The organism is Pseudoglutamicibacter albus (genome assembly GCF_031458175.1).
GTDB lineage: Bacteria > Actinomycetota > Actinomycetes > Actinomycetales > Micrococcaceae > Pseudoglutamicibacter > Pseudoglutamicibacter albus.
In genome coordinates this window covers 1163927-1180617 of the sequence record NZ_JAVDXX010000001.1, presented here as the reverse complement: position 1 = coordinate 1180617, position 16691 = coordinate 1163927, and the positions used below count along the sequence as shown (strand labels likewise).

Here is a 16691-nt window from a genome sequence, read left to right as displayed (position 1 = left end):
CGAGTTGTGGGTCCAACGCAACGACTATGCACGGGTGGAATCAAATAAAGTAGAGACATGACTCCTGCGAAGATCCCTTCCGTAGCCGTTCTCGCTGAAGCGCGCCGCCGCGCTGAACAAGCCGCCCACGATGCCGACGCCGCCAACAGCACTCAAGCCACGAGCGTTGATGCGCAACAAGACAAACCCAGCCCAGCGGCAGGGGAGCACGAAGACGAACCTGACCCGCGCATCGGGCGTAAGGACAAGGTTCTGCCAGCCCGTTTCGCCCAAGCAGGACAGCAACTCTTCACCTCTCAGGAATGGGAGGCCCAGCGGCTCGCCGCCTTCCAAGGCCACGCACACGAAGCGCTCGCCGTGGGCGTGCGGGAACTGGGTGGTCCGCTCGAGCAGTTCGCGATCCCGCGTCGTGCGGCCGGGCCTCGGGACATCGTGATCGACCTCGAATACTGCGGCCTGTGCCACTCGGACGTCCACACCGCCCGCGGCGAATGGGGTTCCCGCGCGCTACCGCTGGTGACGGGACATGAAATGGTCGGGCGTGTGTGCGCGATCGGTTCTGAGGTCTACAACCGGCAGGTCGGCGAGCGCGTGGGCGTGGGGTGCATGGTTGGTTCGTGCCGTGTGTGTGAACCGTGCAAACGTCAAGATGAGCAGTTCTGCATTCATAACGCGGTGGGCACCTACGGTGCATGGGATGCCCCGCATTCGGAGCGGACGCAGGGCGGGTATGCGACGAGCATCGTGGTGCCGGAGGATTTCGTGCTGAGCATCCCGGAGCAGATCGGCCCAGCGCACGCCGCGCCGCTGCTGTGCGCAGGGATCACGATGTATGCGCCACTTGAGGATCTGCGTGTGGGGCCGGGGGACAAGGTTGCCGTAGCTGGTATCGGCGGTTTGGGGCATATGGCGATCAAGCTGGCAGCCGCGATGGGTGCGGAGGTCACAGCGTTGACGCGGACTCCAGCGAAAGCTGAGGACGCCCGTCGGCTAGGTGCCCACGAGGTCGTGCTCACAACGGATGAAGACGCTCTGGATGCTGCCCGTGGCCGATTCACGGTGCTGGTGGACGCGATTTCTGCGCCGCACGATGTGGGTGCACTGTTGGATCTGTTGGCTCCGCGAGGCACCGTGGTGCTCGCGGGCCTGCCGGCAGATACGGATGGGGCGGCGATGCCGTTGGTTGATCCGCGAACGCTAGTGAACCGGGGCCTGCGTTTGGCTGGCACTAAGATCGGCGGGATCGAGCAGACTCAGCGGATGCTTGAGTTCTGTGCCGCCCACGGTGTTGTCCCGGACGTCGAGATTGTGACCGCAGCGGACATGAACGAGGCATGGGACCGGATGGTCGCCGGTGAGCTCCACTACCGTGGGGTGCTCGATATCGGTAGCTTGGATTCCAACCTGAACGCCTAGCCAGGGCGCGAGGGTTCACAGCCCGCAATTCAGAGTAGACACTAAAAACTAGACGGCCCGCGGGGGCGGGTTGTTGGAGAGGACGTTCCGTGGCAACGTTGTTTACCCGCATCATCAATGGAGAGCTTCCCGGCCGTTTTGTGTGGTCGGATGAAACGTGTGTGGCGTTCTTGTCGATCGGCCCCATCACCCAGGGGCACACGCTCGTGGTCCCGCGTGAAGAGGTCGATAAGTGGACGGATGCCTCGCCGGAGTTGATCGCGCATCTGTCTGCGGTTGCGCAGACGATCGGTCAGGCGCAGCTCAAGGCCTTCGGTGCCGAACGCGCGGGCCTCATGATCGCTGGCTTCGAAGTCGATCACTTGCACGTGCACGTGTGGCCGACCAACTCGCTTGAGGACTACAGCCTCGATAACGTCCAGAACGATGTCGCGGACGAGGTCTTCGATGAAGCACAGCGCAAGATCCTCGATGCGCTCAAAGCGGCGGGCCACGAGGCTAATCTGCCTCAGTAGCGTGGCGGATTGCCGCGGCAACTACCGCAATAAGGCGTGGCGTTGCCTTGGTTAGCGTTGGGCTTCTCGCAGCGCGGTTCGGATCCGTTTAGGGGATACGGACCGCGCTGTTCCCAATTCTTGGGCGAACAGTGAAACGCGTTGTTCTTCGAGCAACCATTTGATGTCCAAGAGCTTCTCGGAAGGTTCCGCACCCTGCGGGACGGCATCGAGGGCGTCGTCGTAGGCGTCTTCGAGCTCTTGGATGATGTCTGTGTTCTCAAGGTCGCGGGCCAGCGCCCCGGCCTCAACCTTCTCCAGCCGCTTCTCAATCGCCTCCATATAGCGCGGCAGGTGCATCACGTTGTGCCCGCCCGCCGCGGCAACGAACCCGGGATACAGCAGCCCGCGCAGTTGGGAACGGATATCCGAGACCGTGTCGGCGAGCGCGTTCGAGGTGATCGAATCGAGGCGCGCCTGAACCCGGTTAGCGCTCGCAAGCGTCTTCTCGAGGCTCTTGATGAGCCCGAGCGTGGCCTCGATCAGTTCGCCACGCACGTGGTTGAACAGGGACGTGAACCCGGCCTCATCCAGAGGCGCGTGCGGTGGGGTCAGCTGGTCGATCGCAGCATAAACGGCGTCCTTGACGAACGTGTCCACGTCCCCGTGCGGTGTGCGTGCGAATGCTATCTTTTCGCGGCTGGTGAGGTGGTCCATGACGTAGCGCTGAGGTGAGGGCACCGTGAGCGCGAGCAAACGGATAGTCCCGCGGCGGTGACCCGTGACGCGTTCGGCCTCGGAGCGGTAGATCGTAACTCCCACGGCGTCCGTGCGGTCGCTCAGCCCCGGATAGCCGGTGATGTCACGGCCACGCACGGATGCTGAAACCTCGTGCGGGAAGCGGTTCTCAGGTAGCCCGGTTGGCCACTGTGTGAGGCCGCGCTGCTCCCACATGCTGGATGCCTTATCAGCCCCCGTTGCGGTGCCCGGGCGCGGTTTGGGCCCGGGCTGAGGCGCTGGCTTGCCGGCAGGTTTGGGTGCTTGCTTACCGCCAGAGCGGGCCCGCTGGCCCGCACCCTGTTTCTGGGTCGCGTCCTGTTTCTGGTTGCCGCCTGCGCGCCGCTTCACCTCACCGAGTTGCTCGGCAGAAACCCCGAGCTCGGATGCGATCGCTGCCCGGTTCTGGCTCGCAAGCTGAGCCTGCAGGGCGCCAAGGTCCTTCGAATCGCCCAGGACCTTGCCTCGGGAACCGATCACCTGGAACGTCGGTTTCAGATAGTCCGGCACCCGGCCCCAGTCCCAAGACCCTTCAGGGATCACCTCGCCGCGCAGCCTGCGCAGAACCAGTTCGAGGCTCGGAAGCAACGCATCGGTGGCCGGATCAAAGCTTTCAGCCAACGCATCAGCGGCGGCGTGGGCAACATCGGGCGCTGGGACGAAAGCCTTCCGCACCTGTTTAGGCAACGAACGAATCAAAGCGGTGATCAACTCGACCCGGAAACCAGGAACATGCCACTGGAACGGCTCGGGGCTCAGCTGGTTCAAGAACACGATCGGCACGCGAACATACACGCCATCGCGGCCGGTGCCTGTGGGATCGAACGCATAACGCAACTCAAGCGAGAGATCATCATCCACACGCCACTGCTGCGGGTAGGCATCGTGATCAAGCCGCTCACCATCGGCCTGCAGAAGCTTCTCCGGATCGAAATCCAGCAGGTGAGGATCCTCGCCGCGGGCGCCCTTCCACCAACGGTCCAGAGCCCGCTGATCAGAAACATTGGCCGGGATCCGCTGATCATAGAAGTCAAAAAGCGCATGATCATCAGCCAACAAGTCATGGCGGCGCATGCGGGTCTGCATCTCCTCGACCTCACACAAACGCCTCAGATTACGGCGGAAGAAAGCATGGCGGGTATCCCAATCACCCTCAACCAGCGCATGCCGGATGAACAGCTCGCGGGCAAGGGCCTTATCAATGCGGGATAACTGCGCCCGGCGGCGAGCAACCACCGTGACACCGAACAGCGTGACCTTCTCATAGATCAACGCCGCCCCCTGCTGACGCGACCAATGCGGCTCCGAATGCGAAACCTTGACTATGTGCGGGGCGAGCTTCTCAACCCAGTCCGGATTGAACTCAGCGACCGTGCGCGCCCACAAACGCGAGGTCTCCACGAGTTCTGCGGCCATCGCGAACTCCGGCTTACGTTTAGCCAACGCAGAGCCAGGGAAGATCGAGAACCGTGTACCGCGGGCGCCAGCGTATTCACGCTTGCGTTCGTCCCACGAACCGATGTGGGAGAGCAGCCCGCTGAGTAATGACATGTGGATCGCATCGTGCTTGCCGACCGGGTCCACATCCCGGTTCGGTACCGAAATCCGTAGCGGCTTCACAAGCTTGCGCAACTGCTCGAACAGGTCCTGCCACTCACGCACCCGCAAGAAGTTGATGAACTCCGCGCGGCACAAACGCCGGAACGCGGAAGATGACAACTCACGCTGTTGCTCCTGCACATAACGCCACAGATTCAGCAAGCCCGTGAAGTCCGAGGTTTGATCCGAAAAACGCGAGTGCATCTCGGCGGCTTTAGCGCGGTTGCCAGATTCCTCCGATGGCCGCTCCCTCGGATCCTGAATCGACAGCGCGGCAGCGATCACCAGAACCTCGGTTGCGGCCGAATGCTTCGCAGCCTCCAGGATCATGCGGCCCAAACGCACATCCACCGGTAGACGCGCAAGATCCCTCCCGATGCGCGTCAACGGACCCCGCGGACGTTGAGACCCGCGGCCGCGACGGCCGCGTGGCTTGCGCTGTTGTTGCTGGCCTGCGTTTTGTTGGCTTGCGTTCTGCCGGCCGCTTTGATCCTGTTGCCCTGGCTCGGTGAGCGTGCCAAGCTCACGCAACAGGGTCACACCGTCACGCACCGCACGCGCCGGGGGAGCCTGGACGAACGGGAACTCGGCGATATCGTCCGGAGTCTGGATGACCTTCATCGCCGCCATCTGCAAAATCACAGACGCAAGATTGGTGCGCAGAATCTCCGGGTCTGTGAACTCCGGACGGGATTCGAAATCCTCTTCCGAATACAAACGGATAGCGATACCGTCAGCAACACGGCCCGAACGGCCCGAACGCTGCCGGGCAGAAGCCTGCGAAATCCGCTCGATCGGCAAACGCTGAACCTTGGTGCGGGTCGAATACCGCGAAATGCGAGCCAACCCCGTATCCACCACATACCGGATCCCAGGAACCGTCAACGAAGTCTCCGCGACGTTGGTGGCCAACACAATCCGCCGCTTGGAACCCGGCGCGAAAATACGGTGCTGTTCCGCCATCGACAACCGACCAAACAGCGGCAAAACCTCACTGTTACGCAACCTCGGCGTAGAACCAATGACCCCGTTGAGAGCTTGCTGCGCGTCCCGGATCTCACGCTCGCCGGAGAAAAACACCAAGATATCCCCGGGGCCTTCCGCGGCCAACTCCTTGACCGCATCGACCACCGCCGAGGTCATATCGACATCAGCCGCCGCCGAATCCGGATCCAACTCATCCGCGCCGTCGTTCGGGTCTTCACCCACAGGCCGGTAGCGGATCTCCACGGGATAGGTGCGGCCTGAAACCTCGATGATCGGCGCCGGAGTGAGCTCACAGGCGTCATCTTTGGTGGCGAAGTGCCGGGCGAAAGACTCCGGGTCGATCGTCGCCGAGGTAATGACAACCTTGAGGTCCGGCCGCTCGGGGAGGAGACGTGCGACGTGACCTAAGAGAACATCGATGTTGAGCGAGCGCTCGTGCGCCTCGTCAATGATGATGCCCGAATAACGCGACAGCTGCGGATCGCCCGCGATCTCTGCGAGCAAAATGCCGTCCGTCATGAGCTTGATGCGGGTCTTCTTAGAGGACTCATCCGTGAACCGGACCTGATAACCCACGTCATTGCCGATGCTGGTGCCCAGCTCCTCAGCCAAACGCTCAGCCACGGAACGCGCGGCGATACGGCGAGGCTGGGTGTGCGCGATCATGCCGCGCTCACCCGGACCGGCGTCGGCAACACCCAAAACCTCGGCGAGCATCTTAGGGAGCTGGGTCGTCTTACCCGAACCTGTTTCGCCCGCAACCACGATCACTTGGTGATGCGTGAGTGCCTCAACGATCTCGTCGCGTGCAGCAGAAACCGGAAGCTCAGGAGGGTAAGAAATGCTCATCGACATGGTGAGACCATTCTAAGGTCGGCGCGGGCTGCAAAGGCGGCAGGCCTGCGGTCTGCAACTGTGCGCAACCACGCTAAGCGCCCGGCAGGGAAGCCTCGGCGGCGGCCTCCCACGAGAAATCAGAAGAGATAGGGGAGCGGCGCGTATGAGCGAGCGCCCACGGGCCACCCACCTCGATCAACGCGGACTCCTCGATCCCACCGATGATGCGCGGGGCGAAACCCATGCGAGTCAACAGATCCAGGACTGTGTGAACCCGGGGATCGCTCGCTGGCGCGGAAGCCACGAGCGGCAATGCCTCAGGAGCCGAGCCGTCGGCCCCGAGCGCGGCAACCTCGGCCCACACCGAGGCATCAAGGTGAGTCAAACCGTGAACATGAACACATCCGGCAGGCAATCGCTGAGCAAGCTGTTCGCCAGCGGAACCAGCCGGAACATACATCGCCTGCTTAGGGCCCAACGCGGTCATCTCAACAGGATTCGAGATATCCACCACCGCAGCACGAGCCAACGCCTCACCCAGGCCAGTAACAACGTCGTTGATCGCCGAACCAAACGGCAGAGCAAGAAACACAACATCAGCCGGCGGGACAGCCGCGCCATCCTGAGTGAAACCGGCAACAGCGCTCGCCGCATCGGGCGCCTGGACCACCGCGTCGTCCGCAAGCACCACATCGTCTGCAACCGCCACATCGTCGACAACCACGCTGTCTTTCACCGCATCGCGGGCATCCTGAACAACCCACCCCAGCGTCTCAGCGTTACGCGACCACACCACTAAACGGCCACGCCCCGCCAACGCACGGGCACACAACGGAGCCAACTCCTGAGCCGCAAACCCAGAACCCAACAACGTAACCGTCGTCACGAAACCACCCTGCACAAACAACGAAACCCCATGCTTAAACGAAAAAGCGCCCCCGAAAGGATTCGAACCTTCGACCTTCCGCTCCGGAGGCGGACGCTCTATCCACTGAGCTACGGGGGCACAGCCATACAGAATGTAAAGCCGTCCTCGACAATAGCACCCCAGCGGGCGCCCGAGCGAATACGCCTCACCCGCAACCGTCATAACCGGTGTGCACTGACACATCCGCAATCCGCGATGCAACCGGTGCCAAGCCTCGGTAGGATTGAGCTTTGTGACTCCAGAACAGCTTTCCGCGCACCTTACCGAGATCCTCAACACCCTCAGTAACGAGGGGCGACTGAATGTCGAGCTACCAGAAACCGTCAAGGTAGAGCGACCAAAGAACCGCGATCACGGGGACTGGGCGACCAACATCGCCCTCCAACTCGGTAAGCGAGCCGGGCTCGCACCACGCGAGCTCGCCCAGATGATCGCCGAAAAGCTCACCGCAATCCCAGGTGTCGCCGCCGTCGACATCGCGGGCCCAGGGTTCATCAACGTGACCCTCGACACCGCGGCGGCCGCCGAGATCGCCCGCGGAATCGTCGAAGCGGGCGCAACCTACGGTCACAACGATGCGCTCGCCGGCCACAAAATCAACATGGAGTTCGTCTCCGCTAACCCGACCGGCCCGCTACACATCGGCCACACCCGTTGGGCGGCACTCGGGGACTCGATCGTGCGGATGCTGCGCGCATCCGGCGCCGATGTGACCGCCGAGTACTACATCAACGACGCGGGCTCCCAGATGGACGTATTCGCGACCTCGATCTACCGGCGCATGCACGGCCTCGAAGTCCAAGAAGGTGGCTATCCAGGCCAATACATCGCTGATATCGCCGAGCAGATCCTTGCAGAAGACCCCAGCGTCAAGGAGCTCGCCGAAGCCGAAGCGATACCCGTGTTGCGTGAACGCGGCTACACCCTGCAGATGAAAGACATCAAGGACACCCTCGCCGACTTCGGTGTGTACTTTGACGTCTACTTCCCAGAATCTGAACTGCACAACCAAGGCAAGGTCGAAGAAGCAGTCGCCCGACTGAGGGAACAAGGCCACGTGTTCGAAGAAGACGGCGCAATCTGGCTGCGCACTTCCGAATTCGGTGACGATAAAGACCGCGTCCTGATCCGCTCCACCGGGGCGCCGACCTATTTCGCCGCCGATGCCGCCTACTACCTCAACAAACGTGACCGCGGCTTCGCCGAGAAGATCTACCTGCTCGGTGCCGACCACCACGGCTACATCGGCCGCCTCAAAGCCATCGCAGCCGCCGCCGGCGACGACCCTGCTGTCAACCTTGAGGTGCTCATTGGCCAGCTCATGAGCGTCAACGGCGCACGCCTCTCCAAGCGTGCCGGCAACATTATCGAGCTCAAAGACCTCATCGAATGGCTCGGGACCGACGCGCTGCGTTACTCGCTCGGACGCGTACCGGCTGACTCGCCGATCGACCTCGACCCAGAGGTTCTGCGCACCGCAACCAACGAAAACCCCGTTTTCTATATCCAGTACGCCCACGCACGCTCCCGCCAAGCCGCCCGCGCGGCAGCCGACCGCGGTGTGGACCGCTCCGTGTTCGACGCGAGCCTGCTGAACCATCCAACCGAAAACGACCTGCTGGCAGCGCTCACCGCCTATCCGTCGGCCGTGGCCGCGGCAGCCGAGCGCCGCGAACCGCACCGTGTAGCCCGCCACATCGAATCCGTCGCGGCCGCCTACCACACGTGGTACGCCGCATGCCGCATCACGCCAGTAGGTGATGAGCCAGTCGAAGACGTGCACCGCACCCGCTTGTGGCTCAACGACGCCACCACCACGGTGATCGCCAACGGACTCGAACTGCTCGGTGTGAGCGCGCCCGAAAAGATGTGACACTACTAGAGCGAGTGCACTAGCAGACGTGACAGCACATTCGATGCGAAGGACCTTGATGAGCACGACACACCCATCGCCGCTGGCCCCTGACTGGCTGGCAGTCCCGGAGAACTTCAGCGACCTGGCGCGCGCTAATGGGCCACGCTTGTTCCCGCGTTCAGCGCGGCGCGACCCCTCGGGCCAGGTGGTGATCGGCGGGGTTGCCGTTGAGACGATCGCGCGCACCTACGGCACACCGATCTATGTGATCGACGAGGACGAACTGCGTACCCGTGCCCGTGCCTTTAAAGAGGCCTACGATGAGGCCTTCGCTGACCTGTGTGGCGGCGCGGACGTCTACTATGCCGGGAAAGTGTTGCTGACCAGCGAAGTGGTCCGCTGGGTCACCGAGGAAGGCTTGCGCATCGACACCGCCTCGGGTGGGGAGATGGGACTGGCACTAACGGCAGGCGCGGACCCAGCCCACATCGGCCTGCACGGCAACAACAAATCCGATGCCGAACTGCGGCGCGCGATCGACGCGGGAGTGGGCCGCATCATCGCGGACTCACTCGAAGAGATCGAACGCATCAACCAGATCGCCCACAGCCGAGGCGCAACCGCGCCGGTCATGCTGCGACTCACACCAGGCGTTCACGCCTCGACGCACGAGTTCATCGCGACCGCGCACGAAGACCAGAAATTCGGGCTCTCGATGACACCACGGCCCGGCGCCGACCTCTCGGCAGCTGCGCAGGCGGTGGCTCAGGCCCTGGACGCCGAAAACATCGAGCTGATCGGCTTGCACTGCCACATCGGCTCACAAATCTTTGAATCCGCAGGCTTCGAAGAAGCAGCCCGCCGCTTGCTGGGCTTCATGGCGTGGATCAAAGAAACCCGCGGCGTTGAGCTTGGCGAACTCGACCTCGGCGGCGGCTACGGCATCGCCTACACCGAAGCCGACACCCCACGGGAACCACACGAGATCGCCGCGGGAATCGCTCACGTGATCCGTGAGGAAACCGAACGCCTCGGTATCACATGCCCGCGCATCTCGATCGAGCCAGGCCGCTCCATCGCAGGGCCCGCCGGTGTGACTCTCTACACCGTCGGGACCATCAAGGACGTCACGGTGGAAACCGAGGCGGGGGAGTCCGCCGCCCGCCGCTACATCTCCGTAGACGGCGGAATGTCAGATAACGCCCGGCCGGTTCTGTATGACGCGGACTATTCAGCGGTGCTAGCCTCCCGCACATCGCATGCACCTGGTGCGCTGTCTCGCGTGGTAGGAAAACACTGCGAATCCGGTGACATCGTGGTCCGCGACGTGTATCTACCCAACGACGTCATGCGAGGCGACATCCTGGCTGTGCCGGCCACCGGCGCATATTGCTTCGTTTTGTCATCGAACTACAACATGCTCACTCGTCCTGGCATTGTGGCTGTTAAGGACGGTAAGCACAGGCTGATTGTGCGCGGGGAAACAGTGGACGATCTCTACGCGCGCGACCTAGGTTTGCAGGACTAGGACTGCACACCTAGGCCTGTACAGCTGAACCGTCACCGACCAGGCCCGTGTCCGTACATACCGGGCCGGACACTCTTCTGCTGAGGAATTGAGGAACCAACAACCTATGACCACCACACTGAAAGTAGCCTTGCTCGGCGCCGGAACTGTTGGGGCCGAGGTTGCCCGGATTCTGCGTCAAGACCACGAGGTTTTGCAGGAGAAGACCGGGGCTGCACTCGAGCTGAGCCACGTGGTGGTTCGTAACACTGAGGCTGATCGTGGCCCGTGGATTGACCGCGGCATCATTTCGGACGACGCTTCTGCCGCGATCGCTGATGCGGACCTCGTGATCGAACTCATGGGCGGGATCGAACCAGCCAAGACCTACATCGTCGAAGCGCTCTCAGCCGGCAAGGATGTGGTCACAGGTAATAAGGCGCTCATCGCGGAGTCTGGCGCTGAACTCAACGCGCTGGCACGTAAGAAGGGCGCTCAACTGTTCTACGAGGCCGCTGTGGCCGGTGCGATCCCGATCCTGCGGTCCATCTACGAGTCCCTAGCCGGTGACAACATCACCTCGGTCATGGGGATCGTCAACGGTTCCACCAACTACATCCTCGACAAGATGGACCGCGAGGGCGCATCGCTGGAAGCCGTGATGGAGGAGGCTTCAGCGTTCGGCTACCTCGAAGCGGATCCGTCCGCCGACGTCGACGGCCACGACGCAGCAGCCAAGGCCGCGATCCTTGCGACCTACGCATTCGGAACCCCATACACGATCGATGAGGTCTACACCGAAGGCATCCGCTCGGTGACCGCCGCTGACGTCAAAGCCGCGCAAGAGAACAACCAAGTCATCAAGCTGCTAGCCATCGTCAACAAGACAGAGACCGGGGTCAGCATGCGGGTCCACCCCGCACTCATCTCACGCGAACACCCACTCGCTGCCGTACACGAGGCGTTCAACGCGGTGTTCGTCGAAGCCGAAAACGCAGGCCAGCTCATGTTCTACGGTGCCGGGGCAGGCGGAGCCCCTACCGCATCGGCTGTCATGGGGGATGTTGTGACGGCCGTGCGGCAACGCATCAACGGGACTGCCCTCCAGCCGTTCACCTTGCCGGAAGGGCTCCCGGCACTGACGATCGACGAAACCGTAACCCGCTACACCATCGGGATCGAGGTTGAGGACACCACGGGTGTGCTCGCCCAGATCGCCCAGACCTTCGCGCAGCACGGTGTTTCGATCGAATCGATGAAACAGGAGTCCCTCGCCGCTACTGACACCGCGAACTCTGGTGATCCGCGCGCTCTGTTGCGGCTCATCACCCACGCCGCCCAGGAATCCGGTTTCACAGCGACCGTGGAAGACCTTAAGAAATTGGACGTGGTCCGGGGCATCTCCTCGGTTCTGCGCGTTGAAGGAGGGGAAGCCTAAATGGCTCACCAGTGGCGCGGGGTCATCCGCGAATACGCTGACCGTCTACCGATCAGTAAAGACGATCGCATTGTCACGCTCGGAGAAGGCGGCACACCGCTGGTGTATGCGCCGGCCTTATCGCAAGAGACGGGCAATGACGTCTACCTCAAGGTTGAGGGCATGAACCCGACTGGTTCCTTCAAGGACCGCGGTATGACGATGGCGATCACGGCCGCAGTGAACGAAGGCGCCAAGGCTGTCGTGTGTGCCTCCACTGGCAACACGTCGGCTTCCGCGGCGGCTTATGCCAAGCAGGCGGGGCTGACGTGCGCGGTCTTGGTTCCAGACGGCAAGATCGCGATGGGTAAGCTCTCCCAGGCGATCGCGCACGGTGCGCAGATCATCCAGATCGACGGCAACTTCGATAACTGCCTCGATGTTGCCCGGAAGCTCTCGGAGTCATATCCGGTGTTCCTCGTCAACTCGGTCAACCCGAACCGCATTGAGGGACAAAAGACGGGTGCTTTCGAGGTGGTCGATTTCTTGGGCGACGCCCCTGACTATCACCTTTTGCCGGTCGGTAACGCCGGCAACATCACCGCGTACTGGAAGGGGTACAAGGAGTACGCGAACAAGGCCGAGAACCACCACGGTGAGGTCATGGAACCGGTCGCGACCAAGACCCCGATCATGTGGGGCTTCCAAGCAGAAGGTGCAGCTCCCATCGTCAAGGGGCACCCAATCCTTGAACCAGAGACCGTTGCGACAGCCATCCGGATCGGTAACCCGGCATCCTGGAAGCAGGCTGAAGCGGCGCGCGACGAGTCTGGCGGCCTGATCGATTCCGTGACCGACCAGGAAATCTTGGAAGCCCACCGCTGGTTGTCTTCACGTGAGGGCGTGTTCGTTGAGCCGGCCTCCGCATCGGGCGCTGCGGGCCTTTTGAAGATGCATCAGGCTGGGAAGGCCCCGGAAGGCAAGACGATCGTGATCACCGTGACCGGCCACGGTTTGAAGGACCCTGAGTGGGCCGTGAAGTCCGCACCTGCTGAGGAAGCCGCCCCGCGCAAGCTGCCGTTCGATGTGCACACGGTCGCTGAAGCACTCGGCTTGGTCTCTTCCGGCGGCGCTACATCTTCAGGTGACTCCGCCGGCGCAGACGGCGCCAACACCGGCGACGCATAGTTATGGCGAGCGGATGTGAGCCGGTTCGTGATGAGTGCGGCCGCTTGAAGCTGGTTGCTGGCCGTTCCGTGACGGTCAACGTTCCCGCCACGAGCGCGAACCTTGGGCCTGGTTATGACAGTTTGGGTTTGGCGTTAGGTTACGGCGACCGCCTGGTGGTCCGGACGCTCGCCAAACCCGGTGTTTCGGTTGAGATCACCGGCGAGGGCACTGAGACGCTCCCGCGGGATGAATCGCACCTTGTGGTCAGGACTCTGCGCCGTGCATGCACTGACCTTGGGGTGGCCGACGATGTGCTCGATTGTGTGGGCCTTGAGCTGATTGCCGAGAACCATATTCCGCACGGCCGCGGGCAGGGATCTTCGGCCGCGGCGATTGTGAGCGCGGTTTTCGCAGCAGCTGGCCTGTTGGGGCTGGATGTTGACCGGGAACGTGACGTTTTGTTCCAGCTCGCAGCCCACTATGAAGGGCATCCGGATAACGTTGCGCCGGCCGTGTACGGCGGCTACACGATCTCGCTTGCCGAAGACGCGGTGGATGCATCAGAACCGGTGAGCGTGGATGCGGCCCGGGAAGAAGACAGTGAAGACCACAGAGCGGTTACTGCGTGCGGTGCGACGCTGACCCCAGTCGCTGGGGTTGAGTTCTCCACGGTGGTTGCCAGAGTTCATCCGCAATTGACGCCTGTGGTCGCGGTTCCTCAAACCACGTTGTCCACCCACGCCGCCCGTAGCCTGTTGCCGGCGGTCGTGGATCACGCGGATGCCGCCGCGGATGCTGGCCGTGCAGCACTGCTGACATACGCGCTCACGAAGGATCCGCGCCATCTGATGCGGGCCACGCGGGATTGGTTGCATCAACGTTTCCGTGCTGAGGCGATGCCGGAGTCAGCCCGGCTGGTGCGTGCTGCCCGAGCCGCGGGGTGTGCGGCTGTGATCTCGGGCGCCGGTCCAACGGTGTTGGTGCTTGCCAACGGTGAAAACCATGCCGATGCCGCACTTGAGGTTTTGAAAGACGTCACATCGGGAGGCGGCTGGGATGTCTTCATGCCAGGTCTTGACGAACGAGGTGCTATGGTAGAGGTGCATCGGAACGCTTGTTGAGCGTATGAGATGCACGTTCCACCGAAGTATCGTGTCTAAGGCGCATGTGCGTTGACGTGTGTAGAAATGTACATCGGATGGATGGGAGTCTTGCTCTATCCCGGCTTCGATACCGGTCGAGGTATCAAGCGAGTCGGCGTGAGGCCACCGTCAGCGGTTGCTGGAAATACTTTGGTTTCTGTAACTGGTTTGGTTTCCAGGCCTACTGTCACGGTGCTCCTGGCAAGAATCCCGTTGCTGTGACCACCGTTCCGGGGTGCAGTATGACCAAATTTTTCCCAATAAGCACAGCTTCGAAAATGTTTCATGTGTGAAGTGTGCATGTGACGAGGGAAGGAACCTTCGTGTCCCAATCCACCGCCGAGAACACCGGCGCATCTGTTGAGCAGACTGAGACGAAAGCTAAAGCTCCAGCTAAGAAAGCTTCAGGGGGTTTGGCATCGTTGAAGCTCGCTCAGCTTCAGGAATTGGCTTCGCAGCTGGGTATCACCGGCGCTCGTCGCCTCCGTAAGGCTGATTTGGTGGCCAAGATTCAGGACCATCAGCGTGGTGGTGCCGTCGCTGATCGTGAGGCCGCTAAGAAGAAGGATGAAGCTCAGAAGGCCCAGAAAGACGCGCAGAGCCAAGCGCGCAAGGGCGCTCAGAAGAAGGACGCCGACAAGGCTCCGGCTGATAAGGCTGGGGCGGCTGAGGGTGATTCCGCTTCCGCTAAGAGCTCTGACGCAACAGATAAGACCGCCGATGCGGCGGATGAATCTTCACGCTCGGGCCGTGGCCGCCGTCGTCGCTCTTCCTCCGCTGCAGCCGGTGCACCGTCGAAGAACGATCAGCACGCCGGGGAAGAATCCTCTGCGCACGCAGATGATAAGAACCGCGACGAGAACAAGAACAACAGCGATAAAAATCACAGCCACGACACAAACCGTGGCGGCAAGCACGAAAGTGATAAGCACCGCGGCGATAAGAACAACGCTGAGAAGAAGCACCGCGATAAAAACAGCGCTGAGAAGAACAACGGCGAGAACGACCGCTCCGAGAACGAATCCGGTGAGGACTCTTCCGAGGATTCGCACAACGAAGGGGGCCGTAACCGCCGCGAGACCCGTAATCAGCGCAACCGCCGTAACCGGCGTGGGCGCGACCGTGATCACAACGACTCCAATGAGGACTCTCACGAGGACTCGGATGATCGTGGTTCGCGTAACCAGCGCAACCGCCGCAACCGTAATCGTGACAACAACAACGACGATTCGCGTGGTAACCGCCGCGAACGTCAGCGCAACAACCGCCGTAACCGGGGCCGTAACCAGATCGAGGTTGAAGATACCGAGCTGACCGAGGATGATGTGCTCGCACCAGTCGCGGGCATCCTCGATGTGATGGATAACTACGCGTTCATCCGCACGTCCGGTTACTTGCCTGGCCCGAACGACGTCTATGTGACGATGAAGCAGGTTCGCCAGTACAACCTGCGCAAGGGTGACGCTGTTGTTGGTGCGATTCGTGCTCCGCGTGAGGACGAGAACAACAACCACTCCAACAACGGCAAACGTAACCGCTACACGCCGCTGATCAAGCTCGCGACCGTGAACGGTCTTCCGGCTGATGAGAACAAGGACCGAGTGAACTTCAATAAGCTCGTTCCGCTCTACCCGGAAGAGCGTTTGCGTCTTGAAGCCGGCGCTAAGTCGGTTGGTCCGCGCATCATCGACCTTGTTGCCCCGATCGGTAAGGGCCAGCGCGGCCTCATCGTTTCCCCGCCGAAGGCCGGTAAGACGATGATCCTGCAGTCGATCGCTGATTCGATCAAGAAGAACAACCCTGAGGTTCACCTCATGATGGTTCTTGTTGATGAGCGTCCTGAGGAAGTCACCGACATGCAACGCACGGTGGACGGCGAAGTCATCGCTTCCACGTTCGACCGCCCGGCTGAGGATCACACCACTGTTGCAGAGCTAGCGATTGAACGCGCTAAACGCCTCGTTGAGCAGGGCCGCGACGTCGTGGTTCTGCTGGACTCGATGACCCGCTTGGGCCGCGCCTACAACCAGGCCGCCCCGGCATCGGGCCGTATCCTCTCCGGTGGTGTCGATGCTGCAGCGCTCTACCCGCCAAAGCGTTTCTTCGGTGCTGCCCGCAACATCGAAAATGGTGGTTCGCTCACGATTCTTGCGACAGCACTGGTCGAGACCGGGTCCAAGATGGACGAGGTCATCTTCGAAGAGTTCAAGGGTACCGGCAACATGGAGCTGCGTCTCTCACGCAGCCTCGCTGAGAAGCGCATCTTCCCGGCAGTGGACGTCAACGCGTCCTCGACCCGCCGCGAAGAGAACCTGCTCTCGCCTGAGGAATTGAAGATCATGTGGCGTCTGCGCCGGGTGCTCTCAAGCCTCGAACCGCAGCAGGCGCTCGAACTTTTGACGACCAAGATCAAGGAAACCGAATCGAATGCGGAGTTCTTGATGGTGGTCAACCGCACCACGCTGGACGGCAAGTAGCCGCGTAACAACGCTCCTTATGGCAGGCACGTGAAGGGCCTGCCATAAGGAGCGTTTGTTCTACCCTGGTGTTCTAAGACCTGGC

General features: G+C 61.8%; 10 protein-coding genes and 1 tRNA gene. 8 read left to right on the top strand and 3 right to left on the bottom strand.

Translation table 11 applies throughout. The features are described from left to right. Positions 1 to 57: 57 nt before the first annotated feature. Both J2S67_RS05165 and J2S67_RS05160 read left to right on the top strand, forming a co-directional pair. Positions 58 to 1416, top strand: a complete 1359-nt coding sequence (locus J2S67_RS05165) for an NAD(P)-dependent alcohol dehydrogenase (protein ID WP_310246927.1) — start codon at positions 58 to 60, stop codon at positions 1414 to 1416. An 89-nt stretch (positions 1417 to 1505) separates the two neighbouring features. After that, positions 1506 to 1931 (top strand): HIT family protein, encoded by a 426-nt coding sequence (locus J2S67_RS05160; protein ID WP_310246925.1) that lies wholly within the window; start codon positions 1506 to 1508, stop codon positions 1929 to 1931. A gap of 51 nt (positions 1932 to 1982) precedes the next feature. On the opposite strand, the gene J2S67_RS05155 is transcribed toward J2S67_RS05160, so the two are convergent. From J2S67_RS05155 to J2S67_RS05145, 3 genes are all read right to left on the bottom strand, one after another. After that, positions 1983 to 6128, bottom strand: coding sequence for a DUF3418 domain-containing protein (locus J2S67_RS05155; RefSeq protein WP_310246922.1), 4146 nt, complete (start codon positions 6126 to 6128; stop codon positions 1983 to 1985). A gap of 73 nt (positions 6129 to 6201) precedes the next feature. After that, positions 6202 to 6996, bottom strand: a complete 795-nt coding sequence (locus J2S67_RS05150; RefSeq protein ID WP_310246919.1) for an NAD(P)-binding domain-containing protein — start codon at positions 6994 to 6996, stop codon at positions 6202 to 6204. A gap of 47 nt (positions 6997 to 7043) precedes the next feature. After that, positions 7044 to 7116: transfer RNA gene (locus tag J2S67_RS05145), tRNA-Arg, on the bottom strand. Positions 7117 to 7270: 154 nt separating this feature from the next. Between J2S67_RS05145 and argS the strand changes: the two genes are divergently transcribed. The 6 genes from argS (at position 7271) to rho (ending at position 16606) form a co-directional block, all read left to right on the top strand. Then, the gene (gene argS / locus J2S67_RS05140; protein WP_310246916.1) at positions 7271 to 8911 is read left to right on the top strand and encodes an arginine--tRNA ligase; all 1641 of its coding nucleotides are present in this window, start codon (positions 7271 to 7273) and stop codon (positions 8909 to 8911) included. Positions 8912 to 8969: 58 nt separating this feature from the next. Continuing rightward, positions 8970 to 10421 (top strand): diaminopimelate decarboxylase, encoded by a 1452-nt coding sequence (gene lysA, locus J2S67_RS05135; protein WP_310246913.1) that lies wholly within the window; start codon positions 8970 to 8972, stop codon positions 10419 to 10421. 106 nt (positions 10422 to 10527) lie between these two features. Next, positions 10528 to 11838 (top strand): homoserine dehydrogenase, encoded by a 1311-nt coding sequence (locus J2S67_RS05130; RefSeq protein ID WP_310246909.1) that lies wholly within the window; start codon positions 10528 to 10530, stop codon positions 11836 to 11838. Next, on the top strand, positions 11839 to 13005 hold the full coding sequence (gene thrC, locus J2S67_RS05125) for a threonine synthase (RefSeq protein WP_310246906.1): 1167 nt from the start codon (positions 11839 to 11841) through the stop codon (positions 13003 to 13005). Positions 13006 to 13049: 44 nt separating this feature from the next. Further along, positions 13050 to 14108 carry a homoserine kinase gene (thrB, locus tag J2S67_RS05120; protein WP_310246903.1) on the top strand — a complete coding sequence of 353 codons (1059 nt, stop codon included), beginning with the start codon at positions 13050 to 13052 and terminating at the stop codon, positions 14106 to 14108. Positions 14109 to 14452: 344 nt separating this feature from the next. Next, positions 14453 to 16606: a transcription termination factor Rho gene (gene rho / locus J2S67_RS05115; RefSeq protein WP_407682065.1), complete on the top strand. Its 2154-nt coding sequence runs from the start codon at positions 14453 to 14455 to the stop codon at positions 16604 to 16606. Positions 16607 to 16691 lie beyond the last annotated feature (85 nt).